Source organism: Streptomyces macrosporus (assembly GCF_039533145.1).
Lineage (GTDB): Bacteria > Actinomycetota > Actinomycetes > Streptomycetales > Streptomycetaceae > Streptomyces > Streptomyces macrosporus.
In genome coordinates this window covers 108,021-124,687 of record NZ_BAAASZ010000005.1, presented here as the reverse complement: position 1 = coordinate 124,687, position 16,667 = coordinate 108,021, and the positions used below count along the sequence as shown (strand labels likewise).

Here is a 16,667-nt window from a genome sequence, read left to right as displayed (position 1 = left end):
GCCGCCCGGGCGCCTGCGGACCAATTCACGACCGTGTCCTCGTCGGGGTACTCGTCGTGCCGCCCGTTCGCCGGGACGAAGCCCTCGCTCCAGCCGCCGGCTCTCGGGGCCACGGCGTGTCCGGCGGGATCGCCCTCGCCGTCGAGCGCCGTCGAGCAACACCACCATCGCGTGCCGGGTGTCGCCGACGGTGACCGGCGGTCGGCCGCGCGAACCGGCACCACGGCCGGCGCCGGGTGCGGACCGGGGTGCGGTGGCGTGACCTGCCCGAACGGTTCGGGCCGTGGAGGACCGTCGCACCGACCGGAGCCGGGTCCGGCGGTCCCCCTGCCCACCGGCCCCGGAGCGGTTCAGCACGGGATGCGGATGAGCTTCTTGTTGGCGAACTCGTTGATGCCGTACCTGCCGAGTTCGCGTCCCACACCGGAGCGCTCGACGCCGCCGAGCGGGAGGTCGGGGGCGCTCCTGCTGACGCCGTTGATCCAGACCATGCCGCTTTCGCGGCGTTCGGCCAGTTCACGAGCCTGCGCGAGGTTCGAGGTGAAGACGGAGGCGGCCGGCCCGAAGGGCGAACCGTTCGCCAGGGCGACGGCTTCCTCCGCCGAGGCCACCTTGTGGACGACGGCGACGGGGCCGAACAACTCCTCGGTGTAGGCGCGCATATCAGGGGTCACCCCGGCCAGGACGGTCCCTCGTGGAAGGCGCCCGGCCCGTCGATCCGGTGCCCGCCGACGAGCAGCGTCGCCCCCTTGGCGACGGCGTCCTCGACCTGCTCGGCCAACTCGTCCACGGTGCTCCGCGAGGCGAGCGGACCGAAAGCGGTGGTCGGATCCATCGGATCACCGGGCAGGCACTGCCGCATGGCCTCGACGAACCGGTCGAGGAAGGCGTCGTAGACGTCCTCCAGCACGATGAAGCGCTTGGAGGCGGTGCACGCCTGTCCGGCGTTGTACACGCGGTTCTTCACGGCGGCGGCGACGGTCCCGTCCAGGTTGTCGGCGTCGAGCACGATGAACGGGTCGGAGCCGCCGAGTTCGAGTGCGGGCAGTTCCGGGCGTGCTTGAGGATGATCGTGTTGCCGAGCACGATGTTCGGCGCGGCGAAGCGGGCCACCTGGTAGTGGGGGAAGTTCCAGGGCATGATCCCGACGAGTGCCCCGATGGGCTCGGTGCGGACGATCGCCTCGCCGCCGCCGGCGACCTCGAGCCGCTCGTCCTCCGGGAACGTCGCGCCGTTCTCGGCGTGGTACTCCGTAGATGGAGGCGGCCAGCGCGACCTCGCCCTTGGCCTCGGCGATCGGCTTGCCCGTCTCCAGGGTCAGCGTCCGGGCGAGCTCGTCGGCGCGTTCCCGGTACAGCTCCGCCACGCGGCGCAGCACGTCGGCGCGTTGCCGCAGCGGGGTCTCCCGCCACTTCCGGTAGGCGGAGTGGGCACGGGTCAGGGAGCTCTCGGCCTCCTGATCGGAGGCCACGGGGTACTCCGTGACGCGCTCTCCGGTCGCCGGATTGACGGTGGCGTAACAGCTCATGCCTTCCTCACTTCTCGCGTCCGGACGGTAGGTGCGGTGTGCGGCGATCCGCCGCGTCCACGGCGGTCCGGATGCCGCCGTGCCGGGCTCACCGCGCGGGCGCGATGAACTCGGAGCCGTTCCCGGCGGCCTGCTCGGAGCGCCTGGAGAACCGGAACCCTCGGTAGTTGTCACCGGTCACGTCGTCGAGCACGGCCCGGTAGTTCTTGAGACCGGCCAGGTAGAACACGACGGTGGGGGTCTTTCCCGGGATGCTCGCGCCGAAGATCCACGACTGGGCCTTCGGGAACAGCGTCATGTCGGCGATCTCCTTGCAGGTGGCGGTCCAACCGGCCTCGGCCTCCCGGGTCGCCTCGACGGTGTCCGTGCCGGACCGCTCGGCGTCCTTGATCAGGTCGGAGATCCACTCGACCTGGACCTCGATGCTCGGGGGCAGGTTCGTGAAGGGCCCGTTCGGCCCCAGGATCATGAACATGCTCGGGAAGCCGGCGGTGGAGATCCCGAGGTAGCCGGTGGGACCGCTGCGCCAGTGGTCCGTGATGTGCCGTCCGCCCCGGCCGCGCAGGTCCATGCGGGTGTGGTTGCCGTCCACGGCGTCGAACCCGGTCGCGAAGACCAGGACGTCCAGCTCGTGTTCGACGCCGTCCGCGGTCCGCACGCCCTTCGGCGTGATCTCGGCGATCTTCGAGCGGATGAACGAGGCCGCGGCCTCGTTTGCGTCGGGGTCGGTGGCGATGTCGCAGAAGGTGCCGAACATGAAGCGGAAGCCGCCGCCGATGTCCCAGTTCTCCTGGAACACGCGCCGGCGCTCCTCCTCGGAGACGCTCATCGCCGGGACTTCGCTCTCCTTGCATCCGAACGCGACGGCCGAGTCGCGCACGTCCTTCCGGATCCGGTCGTAGTCCGCCTTGATCTCCGCGATCTCGGACGCGCTGACGGGGCGGTTGCCCGACGGGGCGCTGTACTGGGCCGAGCGCTGGAAGACCGTCAGGTGCTCCACGACAGGGGCGGCCGCGCAGATGAACTGGGTCCCGGTGGAGCCGGTGCCGATCACGCCGACCCGCTTGCCCGTGATGTCGAGATCCTCGGGCCGGGCGCCGGTGTGCACCAGCTCGCCCGCGAACGTGTCGCGTCCCGGGATGTCGGGGAGGTTGGTCTTCGAGAGCAGTCCCAGCGCGGTCACGAGGTAGCGTGCCGTGAAGGTCTCGCCGGTGTCGGTCCGGATCTCCCACACGGCGCGCGCCTCGTCGAACACGGCGGCCTCGACGCCGGTGTCGAGCCGGATGTCGCGGCCGAGGTCGTAGCGCTCCACGACATGCTCGAGGTAGGCGAGGATCTCCGGCTGGGTCAGGTAGCTTCGGCTCCAGTTCCCCTCCTGGAGCAGGTCCTTGTCGAAGGAGTAGCGGTACACGAAGCTCTCGGTGTCCGACAGGGCGCCGGGGTACCGGTTCCAGTACCAGGTGCCGCCGACGCCTCCGGCCTTGTCGAAGGCGCGGACCGTGAGCCGCAGGAACCGGCCGCCCGGGGCGTGCCGGATGGAGACGGGCCAGGAGCCCCGGAGCGCGGCGCCGACAACCTGGGACGCCGCTCTGCTGGGTTCCGGAGCGGCACGGTCCTGGGTGGAGGAGGCCATCCGGGCGCTCCGGCACGACCGGAGCGTGATCGTGCGGCACCTGGAGAGCCTGCCCCAGGAGGAGGTCAACCGGGTCAAGGCCCTGGCCGCCCTGGCGCACGGGGCCGGTACCTCGGCTCGGGACGACGGGGCCGACCCGGTGGCGCCGCGTGCCCGACTCGTGCTCACCCTCAATCCGCAGGTCTGCTCCCCCGCGGTCACCGAGCTGGTGTCCCAGATCGCCGAACGCGTGGAGGTCCCGGCGCTGGCGACCACCCGCGAGCGGATCCCCGAGCTGATCCGGTCCATCCTCGACTCGCTGGAGCCGGCCCGCCGCTGCACGCTGTCCTCGGCGGCCCTGCAGGCGTTCCTGCGCTGGAACTGGCCCGGCAACGTGGCCGAGTTGCGCCGGACCCTGGAGAAACTGGCGCATGACCGGCCCGGTCGGATGATCTGGCACGAGCACCTGCCGCCGCACCTGCGTGCCGCCGTGCGGCGCCGGCCGCTCACCCGCATCGAGTCCGTGGAGCGCGACGCCATCGTGGCCGCGCCGGCACAGGCGGCAGGCAACCGGTCCCGCGCCGCGGACCTGCTCGGGATCGGCCGCACCACGCTCTACCGCAAGATGCGCGCACTCGGCATCGAGGCCCCGGAGCAGAGGGCGCTGTGAACGCGCCGGGCTTCCGGAACCGGGGTCGTGACGGGGGTACGGGGCGATGGCCGAAGTCGAGCGCTGGACGGCGGAGTCGGCGCCTGCGTCCGCCCGGGGCGGCGGCCGACGGCGGTACGGCGACCGGGAAGCGCCGGCGGAAATTCCCTGGCGTGGTGGCCGGAAAGGACGGAGACTCGTCCCATGGCCGACATGGGGGCGTTCCGGGAGGCGATCACCGCATGGGCGGCCGGTGGTCCCGGCGACCCCGCGCGCGAGCTGGCCGCGCGGCTGTCCGTCCGGGCGGCCGTCCTGCTCGAAGGGCCGAGCGACGTCGCGGCGGTCAACGCGCTGGCCGCGAGCCGCGGCCGGAACCTGGCGGCCGAGGGAGTCTGCGTCCTGCCGATGGGCGGTGCGATGAGCGTCGGACGCTTCGCCCGCCTCCTCGGGCCATCCGGCCTGGGCCTCCGCCTCACGGGACTGTGCGACGAGGCGGAGCGTCCCTACTACGCCCGCGGCTGGGAACGGGCCAGCGCAGGGCGGCAAGGTTTCTTCGTCTGCGCGGCGGACCTGGAGGACGAACTCATCCGCGCGCTGGGCGTGACACGGGTGGAGGAACTCGTCCGGGCGGAGGGCGACCTGCGCGCCCTGCAGACCTTCCTGCGCCAGCCCGCACAGCGGGGCCGCACCGCGCAGCAGCAGTTGCGGCGCTTCCTCGGCACGAAGAAGGGACGCAAGATCCACTACGGCCGCGTCCTCGTCGAGGCCCTCGACCCCGACCGCATACCCGCCCCACTCGACGGCCTGCTCACCAACCTCTGACCGCCGGGCGACGTCCATCCCGGCGAGGAACCCGGGCGAGCGCCGGGATCTTCTCGACCACGCGCAGCACCCGGAGGGTGTGGGGACTTGGTGCTGCACGTGCGTTTGCGGTGACGAGGTTCACGGCTCCGGTGGGCTGTGGTCTCCTCGTCCGTAGTGGCTGCGGCGGGCCTGGTGCTGCCGGCGGGTGGTGCGGACGTCCTGTCGCGCGGGGACGGGTCAGGCGGTTGCGGGCCCTCCGGGGGCGGCTCCTGGTGCGCCGCGTCGGGGATTCGCCTCGGATGGCCGGCGCGTCGGGGCCTCGCGCTCCTCGTCGGTCGGTACCGGCTCGGCCTTCGGCCACCCCGTCCTCGCCATCCGGCCATCATCCCGGACCGCCGCACACGCGTGCGGCGAGACAACGACTCGGGTCGCCGGGATCGGGCGGGCCGTTGGGGTGGTCGTCCTCCCGCGCGCCCCGATCGCCGGCAGGCGTGATCGTCGGGCGGCGTGTGGCGTGACTGCCGTCGGGCTTGCCGTCATGCACGCGGCACGGGTGGGTTCGGGGCACGCCGCGAGGTCGGGGCACCTGGCCGCCCGTCGCTCCGGGCCGGGCGCGGACCGGATCTCCATGTCGGCGGTGAAGCGGGTGCCCCGCGTCGTGGGCACCCGCTTCACTGTGCGAGTCAGGCCGACGCCTTGACGACCGAGCCCGTCCGGACCGCCTCCCGTACGACGCGGCGGCGACGGGTCGGCAGGCCGAGGGTCGGGTTGGCGACGCCCCAGGCCGCGCCCTTGCAGACCAGTTCCTTGTAGACGGCGGCGAGCCGGCCGGTCAGGGCCGCGCCGACGGCTCGGTCGTCGGCGGTGACGTACTGGATCAGGCCTTCCCTGCGGCCCAGCGAGATGCACTGGTTGAAGTAGCGGATCGGCGTGTTCGGGAGCTTCCCACCGGTCAGACGCGCCGCGATGGCGTCGGCGGCCTGCCACGCGGTGGGGACGCCCGAGGCGCACGACATCCGCAGCGGCTTGTCGCCGGGGCCCACCGCCATGGCCGCGTCGCCGATGGCGTACACGTCCGGGTGCGAGACCGAGCGCATGGTTCCGTCGACCACGATCCGGCCCGTGTCGGTGACCTCCAGGGCGGTGGCCCGCGCGACCGGGTGGACCGCGAAGCCGGTGGTCCACACGGTGACCGCGGCCGGGATGGCCTTGCCGTCGGCGGTGGTGACGCGGTCGGCCTCGACGCCGGTGACGGCGGCGTGCTCGTGCACGGTGATGCCGAGCTTGCCGAAGATCTTCCGCAGGTGCCCGCGGCCCTTGTCCGAGAGCCAGTCGCCGAGGCCGCCGCGGGTGGCGAGGGCGACAGCGAGGTCCGGGCGGGCCTCGGCGATCTCGGTCGCGACCTCCAGGCCGGTGAGGCCGCCGCCGACGACGACCACGGGCTGTCCGGCGTCCAGGCCGGCCAGGCGCTCGCGCAGTCGGAGCGCTCCGGGCCGGCTCGCGACCTCGTGGGCGTGCTCGGCGGCGCCGGGGACGCCCTGGTCGTGCCAGCCGCTGCCGAGGGCGTACACGAGGGTGTCGTACTCCAGCTCCCCGGCGCCGCCGTCCGCGTCGACGACGGCAACGGTCTTGCGGTCGACATCGACGCCGGTGACCTTCGCGAGCCTCAGCTCGACGCCGGTGCCGGCGAACATCTCGCTGAAGGGCCGGGGCCTCAGGTCCTGGCCGACGGCGAGCTGGTGCATCCGGACCCGCTCGACGAAGTCGGGCTCGGCGTTGACGAGGGTGATGGCGACGTCGTCACGGTGCAGCCGCTTGGCGAGGCGGCCGGCCGCGATGGCTCCGGTGTATCCGGCGCCGAGGACGATGACGCGGTGCTGCATGTTCCTGCTCCTGTCTGCGCGGGTCGGCCCTTGTCTTGCGCGGGTTCGCCTCTTGAACCGGGCAGCGCGTCGTTTCCTGACAGGAGCTTGGTGTGAGGCGGCTCACACCTGGGCCGGGGGCGTCCCGCGTCGGCACGGGGAGCACCGGAGACCGTGGTCAGAAGGCGTGGAACAGGGGTTCTCCATGTTCGGTGGCTGCCCACACCTCGGTCGCGCGTTCGAGCTTGTCGGGGTTGACCTGGCTGCGGAACGCGGCGATGCCCTCGGCGGTGACCTCCAGGCACATGATGCCGACGACCCGGCCGTCGACGACCGCCACGACGGCGGGGCCGCCGTTGGCGGTGGTGACGTGGACCTCGGGTGAGCCGCCGGCCAGGGCGCGCTTGGACTGTGCGGGTTTGAACAGCCCTCGCATGAACTTCGCGACCGCGAGGGCGCCCTCGAACGGCTTGGCGCGGGCCGGGACCTTCCCGCCGCCGTCGCCGATCGAGACGGCGTCGGCGGTGAGCAGCCGCACGAGCGGCTCGATCCTCCCGCTGGTGGCGGCCGTCAGGAACTCCTCGACGATCCGCCGGGCGGCGGCCTCGTCGACCTCGGCGCGGGCCTTGCCGGCCGTGATGTGCTTCTTGGCGCGGTGGAAGATCTGCTGGCTGGCGGCCTCGGTGAGATCGAGGATCTCGGCGATCTCCCGGTGCGGGTAGTCGAAGGCCTCCCGCAGCACGTACACCGCTCGCTCATGGGGAGACAGCCGCTCCATGAGGGTGAGGACCGCGTACGAGACCGACTCGCGCTGCTCGGCGGTGTCGGCCGGGCCGAGCATCGGGTCCCCGTCGAGCAGTGGCTCGGGGAGCCACTGACCCACATAGGTCTCGCGCCGCGCGCGGGCCGACGTGAGCTGGTTGAGGCACAGGTTGGTGAGCACCTTCGTCAGCCAGGCCTCGGGGACCTCGATGCGCCGGACGTCGGCGGACTGCCAGCGCAGGAAGGTCTCCTGCACGGCGTCCTCGGCCTCGCTCGCGGAGCCGAGGAGGCGGTAGGCGATGGCCTCCAGACGGGGCCTCGCGGCCTCGAACCGGTCCACGTCCTGCACGGTCAGCGGCATAGCCCGGATCCTACGGGCTCGTGGAGGAACAACGCGCTGCTTTCGGCTCCGCGGCTCGATGGCCTGGTGTGCGCCTTCCGGGTGAGACCGGGGACCGACTCGCCGTGAGGTTCGCCGTGTCGCTCCCCTGCCCGGACGAGTGGCAGCGGCGTCCGCCGGCCGGAGGCCGAGGCCCTGCCGACCTCGGCCGGTCCTTCGCGACGGGCTGAGATCGACGGGAAATCCCCCCGGTGAGCAGATGGAGTGCTCCGGTCTTCTTCTCCGGGCAGAGCGGGCGGCACGTTCCGGTCGTCTCCGGGTGGCAGCGCGGCCCCGCAACGGCTCGGGCGGCAGTGGACGGACGAAGTCCCGTTCTCCGTCCGGCAGTTCGCGACGACGTACCGCTCGACCACGATCCCCCGGTCAAGATCACATGGACGGCGGGCTCTGGGCAGGGGGACGAGTGACCACGTTGATGTTGAACGTGTGAGACCCCAGGCCGTTCGCGATGCCCATGAAGAGCAGGGCGAAGTGCTCCTGTCCGCGTGCGGTGGTGATCCCGCCGATGTCCAACTGGGACGACGGGGGCCAGCCGAGGTCGGTGAGCAGCCGGCCGGTGGTCCGTTTGGCTTCGGCGTCGTCGCCGGAGAGGAAGACGGTGCTCGGGCCGTCCAGACCGTCCGGGGCGACCATCACGGTGGAGTCCATGGTGCACAGCGTCTTGACGACGGGGGTCAGGGGGAAGGCTTCCTGGATCTGTTCACCCAGACTGCTGTTGGGGTGCGAGAGCTCGGTGAAGTCGTCGGAGAGACCGACCCCGACATCGATCAGCAGAGTGCCGGCCAGCGCCGGTGCCCCGATGGAGCGCAGCAACTCCACGGAGACGGTCCCCGGGGTGGCGTTGACCAGTACCTCCGCGTGGGCGGCTGTCTCGCTCAGGCTCGCCACGGGGAGGCCGAGGTCCGTCCGCTCCTCGGGCCGGCGTGATCCGAGGAGCACGTCGTGTCCTGCGGCGCTCCAGCCGTGGGCCAGTGCTCGGGCGACGTTGCCGGTGCCAAGTAGTCCTATACGCATGGTGGGACGCTAACCGTCGTCGGGGCTCGGCGAATCGGACCGCGGGCCCGGGTGGGCCGGCACCAAAGTCCTGGTTCTGTGGTCGCTCGCCACTCACCACGACGAGACCGCCGACTCCCGTGCCCGCAGGGCGGTCGGTGTCGCCGTCCACCTCCTCCGCCCGCGGGAACGCGAACACCGAAGCGCGAGTCGGCCACCTCGATCACCAGGGGTCGCGTTCCAGCGCTTTCGGTCGGCCATTCGGTCGCCGCCCGGTCTATCGGGGTGAACCGCCCACCGCGTCGTCCGAGAACGTGTCCGTCTTGGCGGCGTACGCCGCGGTGAACCGTTCGACGGCCTCCCAGAGCTCGCCTTCACGGCGTGGGTCATAGGACTCCTCCGACGAGCGGTCCGCCCGGTCGCGGTCCACATAGGAGCCGGTCGGCGCCTGGATCGCGCCGAGAACGACGTCGGCGAGACGGCGGCCGGCGGCACCGCGGCCGGCGGCGAACGGCGTCAGGGCCATCGGGACGTGCGAGACCGCGCGCCCGCCCGCGCCGAGCTCCGCGGCCGACCGTGCGCCGGAGGATCCACTGGCGACGACGAGGAGGTGCGCGTCCGGTGACCGGCGCAGGATGTGTTCCGCGGCGATGCGGCCGATCCCGCGGCTCGCGCCCGTCATCACGGTACGGAACCGCTCACGCCATGATGCTCCCCGTCCGCTCCGAGCGCGGCGAGGACGCCTTCGCGGCGTCGATCGTCGCCGACCTCAAGGACGCCGTGTCCCGCTATCCCGGAGACGCCCGGCTCGATCGGCTCGTGCGCGACCTGCGGGACGCATCCGCCGTCCTCGCCCGCCACTGGGCCACTGCGACCGCGACCCCGCACACCACCGACCGCAAGACGATCCGACACCCCGAGGTCGGCGACATCCTGCTCGACTGCGACGTCCTCATCGTTCCGGGCGCGGACCTGCGCATGGTCACCTACACGGCAGCGGCCGGAAGCAGCGGTGCGGAGAAGCTCGACCTCCTTCGCGTCACCGGTGGCCGCACCGCCACCGCGCTCCCCTGACGCCGGCTCCTCGTCGGCAGGACGCCGAGGGACGTCGCGTACCGGCGGCTGTGCTGGTCCTCCGCTGGTTCTTCGCGTCGTTCGAGTGCGGCTCACGTTGCTTCTCGTCCGTGTGGGGCGGCGTCGGCGGGCCGGTCCAGGACTCGTCGTGGACCTTTGTGAAGAACCGCAGCGAGTCGGTGCGCAGCGACTCGTACGGATCGGGGCCGATGCCGAGGGGACGGCTCTCCTCGCCGTCGACCGCGAGCGTGAACCCGCCGGTGGACGAGACATGGCCGAAGCCGTCCGTGTGGACCGGGGCGCCCGCGAAACCGTCGCAACCCGCGGGCTCCGCCGTGTCCGTGGCGACGGTGCCGCCGCCGACCCGCCGCAGTGTCCACGGCAGCGGACGGTGACGGCGGCGCCCCGCCGGAGGGCATCCCGGCGGGGCGGTCGTCGGCAGGGCGGCGGAGTCAGGCGTAGACCCCGTCCAGCCAGTCCTGCCAGGCGGCCTCGTCCGCCTTGGCGTCGGCGTCCGGCGCGAAGTCGTGCACGGAGATGCCGACCGGGGCGCCCCAGTGGTTGCGACCGAAGAAGCGGAGGAGGGCGTCGTCGGTGCGCAGCCCGATGAAGCAGGGGTTGCGGAAGTCGACCACGGCGTCCAGGAGTCGCCCCTTGGGCCCGCGGACCTGTACGCGCGTGCCCTCGACAGTGTCGTCGGCGAGGCCGAGGGCCCGGCCCACGGCCTCGAAGGCGTTGGGCGCCTTCGAGGCCTCCGGTCCGTCGAGCGTCGAGAACGCGACCGGGCGGCCCGCGAAGTGGACGAGGTACTCGCGCAGGGTGTGCAGGTAGAAGTCGGTGTGCTTGCTCGCGCCGTCGTACTGGTTGTCCCAGTCGTCGGTGAAGATGCCGCTGTGGACGTACCGCACCCAGGCGCGCCGGCCCCCGTCGCGCGGCTCGATGGTGTGGTCGAGCTGGTTGAGCGCCTGGGTCGGGATGATCTCCTGCAGGTTCTCGGCGCGGACGGCGAAGCGGTGCGGCGGGTCCCAGACGGTGACGGTGTGGCCCATGCCGGCGGCCCCGCCCTCGCGCGGCTCGCACTCGCTCGGCCACTGCCAGCCGTCGGTGCCGGTGGTGATGGCGTCCCACACCTGCTGCGGCGTGGCGTCGACCTCGAACTCGCGGGCGATCTCGAATTCCTTGGACATGGTGGGCTCCTGGATGCGCGTGGGCGTATTAGGGGTGGGAGAGTTCGGCGGGCTGGGGTTTGACCGTGGGATGGAGGGCGACGACGATCCGGTGGTCGCGGCCGCCTTCGGCGTCGGCGGCGTGGTACTTGCGGATCAGGGCGCTCACACCGGCCGTCAACTCCTGGACGAACGCGGCCCGGTCGTCGGCCGAGGCGAAGCGCACCTCGCCGTCGAGCGCGTACGTCGCCAGCCGTTTGCGGGCCTTCGCCGCGCCCGTGATCAGCGCGCCGACGTCACGGACGAGCCGGGCGCCGAGGGCGAGCAGCCAGCGTGCGGAGAGCTGGTCCCGGAAGCGGTCCGGGTCGGGCTGCACGGCGGCGAGGGCGAGCGGCGAGATGACGTACGACGCGGCGGTCGCCCGCATCAGCCGCTCGGTGACGTTGCCCTTGCGGCGCTCGCCCGCCAGCTCGACCAGACCGTGCCGCTCCAGCGCCTTGAGGTGGTAGTTCACCTTCTGTCGGGGCAGCCCGACCTTCCCGGCCAGCATGGTGGCCGACGCGGGGCCCGCCGCCAGCTCGGCCAGGAGCCGGCCCCGGATGGGGTCCAGCGAGACGGCGGCCGCCTCGGGGTCCTCGATCACAGTCACGTCCAGCATGGGTCCACCATCTCACCGAAAACTTTTTTTGTCCATACAGTTCGAGTTTTCGGCGAGGCGGACGTCCGAGGCGGCAGGTCAGCCGCCTGCCGCCGAACTGACGGCTGAGCGGGGTCGGGTGCTGGAGGAACCGGGCCGTGGCCGGCAGGGGAGGCACCGGGCACCGGGAAAAGCAGTGGGCGCGGCCCTGCGAACGCACAGCGTGGGGCCGGACGAGTGCCTCTGCCCAGCCCCGGTGTCCTCGGGGACGGCCGGCCCGTAACGCCTGTCCGGAAGTCCTTCGACGACGCCGTAGGCACTCAGGGCGTGCGGTGTGCGGCGCAGCGCATCAGCGTGCAGGCCCGCGCGGTCGGCAAGCACTTCGGCCGAGGCCGGTCCGTCGGCCTCGAGGAGGTCGGGCACGCCCGCCTCCGCCGCGGCACACGGCACACGGCACACGGCACGCGGGAGGCCGGCTGCCCGTGGAGCAGGTGCCGCAGCCGAGGCGCGGCACCGGGATCGCGGACCCGCGGTGCGGGTCCGGTGTTCGGTGCACCGACCGGGCGGTCACCGGGGGTGCCGGCCTTGTCGGGGCTGTAGTAGTCCTTGATCGCCTCGGCCCAGGTCGCCACCGTGACCTGGTCTGCGCTTGTGGGCCGCATGGCGTCGAACACCGTCTGCGCGTTGCCGGTGTCGAAGTCGATGGCCTGTATCACCATCCCAGAACGGTCGTTCGCCGGTTCGCCGAAGTCCCCGCCGCTCACCCGGGTAGGTGACCGTTGGCATCAGCGTGCGAACGCAAGCGTTGCCGCCGCGGCTTCCCTGGGAGGAGCATGGTGGCCGTCAGGCGGAGCCGGCCGGAGACGAGACGGTGAGACGAGCTTGGCGCGTGGCGCGGTGAAGACCTGACGGACGGCCAAGGGAACCCATCGGGGCGGCTGTTGCCAAAGGGAGGCCCGGCCGGCCACCGGTACGGACCCGGCGGCAGCTGGTCGACGGCTACGGTTCCGGGTCCGTACCGGCATCCCATGGCGGGACATGCCCGAACAGTGCGGGCCGTGGGGCCGGGGCACGGCCTGGTCCGCCGCCGGCGGCGCGGCGGACCACAGGCGGTGGGTCGGTGTTGTCGCCGCTCGTCGTTCAGGTCGTGGCGGGGCTCGGCTCGGTCGCGGTCCGCTTCGCGTTCCGCCGGGCGCTCGCAAGCGCCAGGAGGAGGCCGACGGCGGTGACGCCCGCCGCGGGGACTCCCAGCCGTTCGGGGCTCACCCAGCGTTGCGCGAATCCGCCCAGGGCGCCGCCCAGCGCGACGCCGATGTAGACCGCCGACGAGTTCAGTCCCAGCAGCACCGGCGTGGCGGACGGGGCGTGGGCGACGAGACGGTGCTGCTGAGGGACTGTCGGCAGGCCCACGCACACGCCCCAGACGGCTGCCCACACCAAGGTGGTCGCGAGGTGCTGGACGGCCGGTTCGGCGGCGACGAGCACGACGATGGTGACGGCGAGACCGGCGAGCAGCACCCGCTCGGGGTCGAAGCGGTCGGAGAGCCGTCCGGCCAGCAGGTTGCCGCCGACCACGCCGAGCCCGTACACGAGGAGCACCGTGGTCAGCACGTTCTCGGAGCCGTCGGTGACGTCCTCCAGCGCCGCGCCGATGTAGGTGTACAGCAGGTACGCGCCGGCCAGGGCGAGCACGGTGACCGCCAGGACGTCCAGCACCCAGCGCTCCCTGAGCGGGGCAAGCCGTGCCCGGAAGGTGGTGGCGGGCAGGGCGATCCTCGGGAGGCCGACGGCGACGCCGAGCGCCGACACGAGGCCGAGCGCCGCCACCGCCCACAGCGTCACGCGCCAGTCGCCGCGGCCGATGAGCGTGCCCAGCGGAAGGCCGACCGCGCTGGAGAGGGTCAGACCGCCGAGGACGAACGCCAAGGCCCGGCCGCGCTTGTCCGGTGGCGTGACGGCAGCGGCGGCGCTGGACGAGGTGGAGGTGATGATGCCGGCGCCGGCCGCCGTGATGATGCGGGCGGTCATGACGGCGGTGTAGGAGGTGCCCAGGGCCGTGGCCGCGTTGCCGAGGACGAACACGCTCAAGGCGAGCAGCAGGGCGGTGCGTCGGTCCATGGTGCTGGTGGCCCAGCCCAGGACGGGTGCGGCCACCGCGAACGTCAGCGCGAACGCGGTGACCAGCTGGCCCGCGGCGGGGATGCCGACGTCGAGGTCGTCGGCGATGGACGGGAGCAGGCCCGCGATGACGAAGCCGTCGGTGCCGACGGCGAATGTCGCCAACGCGAGAGGTAACAGTCGCTTGTACACGGACCATCCTTTCCGCTGACCGGTCGACAGAAGACGAGGGGTGCGGCGGGGCATGACGCCGACAAACATGTGGATTATTGTCCACGCATCCACGTGTTGGATAGAGTGATCCGCATGAAGGTTCGGAGTGGTGGGCCATGCGCGAGTTGACACAGCCGGCGGTCGACGACATCAAGCTGGTCGACGTCCTGCACGCGCTGGCGGACCCGGTGCGCCTGCACATCGTCGCGCGCTTGGCGGACGAGGAGAGGGAGAGCTGCTCGGGCATCAGCGAAGGAGTCGACGTCCACCGCACGACGATGTCCCACCACTACCGGGTACTGCGCGAGTCCGGCGTCACCTGGACCACGGTGGAAGGTCGCACCCGCTACGTGAGCCTGCGACGCGACGACCTCGACGCGCGCTTCCCCGGACTGCTCGACGCGGTGCTGGACCAGTTGCGCCGGTCCCGTCCGGCCTCGTCGGCCGCTCCCCGATCGAAACCGGAGCGACCGTGACACCGCACCGGCACCCCGGGCACCGTCCCGTGGTGGAACCCGCCCGCTCCTCCCCCGCCGTCGTCATCCTCACCCTGGCCGCCTGTGTGGCGGCCGTACCCACGGAAGGAATTCCCGGTTGTGAAGCATGACCAGCGCGTGATCTCCAACCCGGCCACCCTCCACGACCCGACGCCGTTCGGCTACAGCCACGCCGTCTCGGCGCCCGGGGAACTCGTCTTCATCGCCGGCCAGTACGCCTCCGACCCCACCGGCGCCCCCGTGCCCGGCGACTTCGCCACCCAGGTGGACCTGGCCTTCGACCGGCTGCGCCTGGCACTGGAGGGCGTGGGACTCGGCTTCGAGCACGTCGTCCGGCTCGGGACGTACATCGTCGACCACGACCTCGACAAGCTGGACATCCTCGGCAACGCGCTGCACGCGCGCTTCGGGAACCGGCTGCCGGCCCAGACGCTGAGCGGTGTCGCCTCGCTCGCACTGCCCGGAATGCTGTTCGAGGTCGACGCGGTCGCCGTACGACCGGCTTCGCCGGGCGCCGCCTGACCCTCCACCCCGACCCGACCATCCGGCCCTCGTGTCCCCCGCCGAGACTCCGCTGACACCGACCGGCGGACTGCGCCCGGTGCGGGGGAACGGGTGGCCACGTCGTACAGCCCTCCGCTCTCGGCCTCACCGCCCCCTGCCCCGGGTGGGAAAGGCTCGTGTCGGAGTGTGTCCACGTGGTTCGTGCCCCGGTCCGCGGGCAGGACGCCGAGCAACGGCCGGACCGGGCGGGCGTCGAGAACGGGCGCCGAATGCCGGAGTTCCCGGCAAGCGCAGCGTGGACCTGTCGACGACACCTGCGGTGACATCCGTGTCACGCGCAAGGCCGTCGACACCGCCACCTCCGAGCGAGGGGCCGACAGGAGTCCACCGTGGCCAGGAGAATCGGCGCCACCTGCCGATGACGCCGGGTCACCACGGAGCCCGTCCCGTCGGCCGGGTACGACCGGACGCGTCGACAGAGGCGACGGAGGCCAGGGGCGATCCCCCTGACCGCTCCGCACAGACGGTCGGGCTCCGTGAGGCACGGGAGGATCCGACCGACCGGGTCGGGCGGCCCCGACGCCGCCCCGCACCGAGCGGCACCGGACCAGGAGGACCGCCTCGCCTCCCGGATGGCACGGGCACGGTCCAGGATTCGGGTCCGTGCCCGCGGGTCAGGCGATGCGCCCGGCGCTGCCGGCGAAGAGGACCTCGGCGAGTTCGTCGTCCAGGGACCGACGGACCTTGTCCATCAGACCGCCCTGGGTGGCTTCCCCGACGACCTCGATGACGCAGCGGGCCTCGTAGGCGGCCTTGGGGACGTCGTCGCCCGAGCGCTGGGCGACGCGGTCGAGGAACTCGCGGTAGGTCATGCGCGTGCCGGTGTCCGACTGGTCCGGAGCGGTGGCGACGCGGCGCAGGTGTTCACCGATCTCCTGCGGCAGTTGGGCCGCGAGGTTGTCCGCCAGGGAGGCGGGGACACGCTCGGCCAGGGTCTCCAGAGTGGCACGGGTGGCGGCCTCGGCCCTGCCCCGGCTCTCCAGGTGGGACCGGGCCTGGACCTGTCCGATGAAGGTGTCGTGATCCATCGTGTTCCTCCGGTTCCTCGCTGTCGTCGCTGTCGGTGCTCCTTCTACTGGTTGGGGTCGGCGGCGCTGATGTGGCCCAACGCGGAGCCGGGGTCGCGTTCGACGGCCAGGTCGCCGAGGGCGACGATGCCCACCGCGCGGTCACGGTCGGGGTCGACCACCGGCAGGCGGCGGACGGCCTTCTCCCGCATGAGCTGCACGGCCCGGTCGATCCGATCGTCGGGGGTGACGCTGACCAGTTCCGTACTGCACGCCTCGCGCACACGCGTGCCGCTGACGTCACCGCCTTCGGCCAGGACTCGTATGGTCAGGTCCCGGTCGGTCACCAGGCCGCGCAGGTGCCCGTCCTCCGTCACCAGCACCGCGCCGATGTCCTCCTCCCGCATGCGGCGGGCGACGTCGGTGACGTAGGCCTGCGGGCTCACCTCGACCGGCGGGGCCGTCATGACCTCTCGCACCATCTGCGCCATCGGACACCTCCATGAATCGACTCGTCACAGCGGATGTGCCGACATTTGTCCGCTGTGCCACGTATGCACGTGTTTCAGTCTGCTCCTGCCCGGCTTCAGTCGCATCCGAGCACCGGGCGGGCAGCCCCTGCCGCCGCTTGCGGCAAATGCCTGTTCGGCATCCACGCCGCCGTGCGCCCGGAGCCGGGGGACGGTTCCCCTCTCGACGGTGAGGTTCCGCGGACCCGCGCGGTGCCGGCGGCCACGAGGAGCACGGGGCCGGGTCGGCACCGCGGCGGAACGCGCCTCGG

General features: G+C 72.3%; 15 protein-coding genes and 2 pseudogenes. 6 read left to right on the top strand and 11 right to left on the bottom strand.

From position 1 onward, the window contains the following. Positions 1-194 precede the first annotated feature (194 nt). Positions 195-296: pseudogene (locus tag ABD335_RS30720) on the top strand (IS5/IS1182 family transposase); the annotation flags it as partial. Positions 297-350: 54 nt separating this feature from the next. Here ABD335_RS30720 and ABD335_RS02755 read toward each other — a convergent pair. After that, positions 351-1,528 (bottom strand): annotated as a pseudogene (locus ABD335_RS02755) (aldehyde dehydrogenase family protein). 88 nt (positions 1,529-1,616) lie between these two features. Further along, complete coding sequence (locus ABD335_RS02740; protein WP_344320402.1) at positions 1,617-3,161, bottom strand: flavin-containing monooxygenase; 1,545 nt, start codon at positions 3,159-3,161, stop codon at positions 1,617-1,619. Here ABD335_RS02740 and ABD335_RS02735 point away from each other — a divergent pair. Continuing rightward, the gene (locus ABD335_RS02735; RefSeq protein ID WP_344320401.1) at positions 3,148-3,810 is read left to right on the top strand and encodes a helix-turn-helix domain-containing protein; all 663 of its coding nucleotides are present in this window, start codon (positions 3,148-3,150) and stop codon (positions 3,808-3,810) included. The two genes, ABD335_RS02740 and ABD335_RS02735, sit on opposite strands and share 14 nt — an antisense overlap. A gap of 183 nt (positions 3,811-3,993) precedes the next feature. Next, the gene (locus tag ABD335_RS02730; protein ID WP_344320400.1) at positions 3,994-4,611 is read left to right on the top strand and encodes a TOPRIM nucleotidyl transferase/hydrolase domain-containing protein; all 618 of its coding nucleotides are present in this window, start codon (positions 3,994-3,996) and stop codon (positions 4,609-4,611) included. A 665-nt stretch (positions 4,612-5,276) separates the two neighbouring features. Here the strand turns inward: ABD335_RS02730 and ABD335_RS02725 are convergent. The 4 genes from ABD335_RS02725 to ABD335_RS02710 form a co-directional block, all read right to left on the bottom strand. After that, positions 5,277-6,476, bottom strand: coding sequence for an NAD(P)/FAD-dependent oxidoreductase (locus tag ABD335_RS02725; protein WP_344320399.1), 1,200 nt, complete (start codon positions 6,474-6,476; stop codon positions 5,277-5,279). A gap of 157 nt (positions 6,477-6,633) precedes the next feature. Beyond that, positions 6,634-7,578, bottom strand: coding sequence for an RNA polymerase sigma-70 factor (locus tag ABD335_RS02720; protein ID WP_344320398.1), 945 nt, complete (start codon positions 7,576-7,578; stop codon positions 6,634-6,636). A gap of 408 nt (positions 7,579-7,986) precedes the next feature. After that, on the bottom strand, positions 7,987-8,631 hold the full coding sequence (locus tag ABD335_RS02715; RefSeq protein ID WP_344320396.1) for an NADPH-dependent F420 reductase: 645 nt from the start codon (positions 8,629-8,631) through the stop codon (positions 7,987-7,989). Positions 8,632-8,887: 256 nt separating this feature from the next. After that, positions 8,888-9,292, bottom strand: a complete 405-nt coding sequence (locus ABD335_RS02710) for a Rossmann-fold NAD(P)-binding domain-containing protein (RefSeq protein ID WP_344320395.1) — start codon at positions 9,290-9,292, stop codon at positions 8,888-8,890. Positions 9,293-9,315: 23 nt separating this feature from the next. Between ABD335_RS02710 and ABD335_RS02705 the strand changes: the two genes are divergently transcribed. Then, positions 9,316-9,684, top strand: coding sequence for an MmyB family transcriptional regulator (locus tag ABD335_RS02705; protein WP_344320394.1), 369 nt, complete (start codon positions 9,316-9,318; stop codon positions 9,682-9,684). A 452-nt stretch (positions 9,685-10,136) separates the two neighbouring features. Here the strand turns inward: ABD335_RS02705 and ABD335_RS02700 are convergent, their stop codons facing one another. The 3 genes from ABD335_RS02700 to ABD335_RS02690 all read right to left on the bottom strand — a co-directional run bounded on the left by ABD335_RS02700 (position 10,137) and on the right by ABD335_RS02690 (position 13,797). Beyond that, on the bottom strand, positions 10,137-10,871 hold the full coding sequence (locus ABD335_RS02700) for an SRPBCC family protein (protein WP_344320393.1): 735 nt from the start codon (positions 10,869-10,871) through the stop codon (positions 10,137-10,139). 28 nt (positions 10,872-10,899) lie between these two features. Continuing rightward, on the bottom strand, positions 10,900-11,508 hold the full coding sequence (locus ABD335_RS02695) for an ArsR/SmtB family transcription factor (RefSeq protein WP_344320392.1): 609 nt from the start codon (positions 11,506-11,508) through the stop codon (positions 10,900-10,902). A 1,119-nt stretch (positions 11,509-12,627) separates the two neighbouring features. Beyond that, positions 12,628-13,797: an MFS transporter gene (locus ABD335_RS02690; RefSeq protein ID WP_344320391.1), complete on the bottom strand. Its 1,170-nt coding sequence runs from the start codon at positions 13,795-13,797 to the stop codon at positions 12,628-12,630. 137 nt (positions 13,798-13,934) lie between these two features. On the opposite strand from ABD335_RS02690, the gene ABD335_RS02685 reads away from it, so the two are divergent. Beyond that, a complete protein-coding gene (locus ABD335_RS02685; protein WP_344320390.1) occupies positions 13,935-14,294 on the top strand; it encodes an ArsR/SmtB family transcription factor in 360 nt (119 codons plus the stop codon). Between the two features lie 120 nt (positions 14,295-14,414). Continuing rightward, positions 14,415-14,837, top strand: a complete 423-nt coding sequence (locus ABD335_RS02680) for a RidA family protein (protein ID WP_344320389.1) — start codon at positions 14,415-14,417, stop codon at positions 14,835-14,837. A gap of 656 nt (positions 14,838-15,493) precedes the next feature. Here the strand turns inward: ABD335_RS02680 and ABD335_RS02675 are convergent. Together ABD335_RS02675 and ABD335_RS02670 are read right to left on the bottom strand one after the other, a co-directional pair. Further along, entirely contained in the window at positions 15,494-15,907 is a 414-nt protein-coding gene (locus ABD335_RS02675) for a DUF2267 domain-containing protein (RefSeq protein WP_344320388.1), read from the bottom strand. Positions 15,908-15,951: 44 nt separating this feature from the next. After that, complete coding sequence (locus ABD335_RS02670; RefSeq protein WP_344320387.1) at positions 15,952-16,377, bottom strand: CBS domain-containing protein; 426 nt, start codon at positions 16,375-16,377, stop codon at positions 15,952-15,954. Positions 16,378-16,667: the final 290 nt, after the last annotated feature.

Bases quoted from the DNA above. Each gene is read 5' to 3' on its own strand.
- ABD335_RS02740 (WP_344320402.1), bottom strand. From the start codon at position 3,161: ATGGCCTCCTCCACCCAGGACCGTGCCGCTCCGGAACCCAGCAGAGCG.
- ABD335_RS02730 (WP_344320400.1), top strand. From the start codon at position 3,994: ATGGCCGACATGGGGGCGTTCCGGGAGGCGATCACCGCATGGGCGGCC.
- ABD335_RS02725 (WP_344320399.1), bottom strand. From the start codon at position 6,476: ATGCAGCACCGCGTCATCGTCCTCGGCGCCGGATACACCGGAGCCATC.
- ABD335_RS02720 (WP_344320398.1), bottom strand. From the start codon at position 7,578: ATGCCGCTGACCGTGCAGGACGTGGACCGGTTCGAGGCCGCGAGGCCC.
- ABD335_RS02715 (WP_344320396.1), bottom strand. From the start codon at position 8,631: ATGCGTATAGGACTACTTGGCACCGGCAACGTCGCCCGAGCACTGGCC.
- ABD335_RS02710 (WP_344320395.1), bottom strand. From the start codon at position 9,292: ATGACGGGCGCGAGCCGCGGGATCGGCCGCATCGCCGCGGAACACATC.
- ABD335_RS02705 (WP_344320394.1), top strand. From the start codon at position 9,316: ATGATGCTCCCCGTCCGCTCCGAGCGCGGCGAGGACGCCTTCGCGGCG.
- ABD335_RS02700 (WP_344320393.1), bottom strand. From the start codon at position 10,871: ATGTCCAAGGAATTCGAGATCGCCCGCGAGTTCGAGGTCGACGCCACG.
- ABD335_RS02695 (WP_344320392.1), bottom strand. From the start codon at position 11,508: ATGCTGGACGTGACTGTGATCGAGGACCCCGAGGCGGCCGCCGTCTCG.
- ABD335_RS02685 (WP_344320390.1), top strand. From the start codon at position 13,935: ATGCGCGAGTTGACACAGCCGGCGGTCGACGACATCAAGCTGGTCGAC.
- ABD335_RS02675 (WP_344320388.1), bottom strand. From the start codon at position 15,907: ATGGATCACGACACCTTCATCGGACAGGTCCAGGCCCGGTCCCACCTG.
- ABD335_RS02670 (WP_344320387.1), bottom strand. From the start codon at position 16,377: ATGGCGCAGATGGTGCGAGAGGTCATGACGGCCCCGCCGGTCGAGGTG.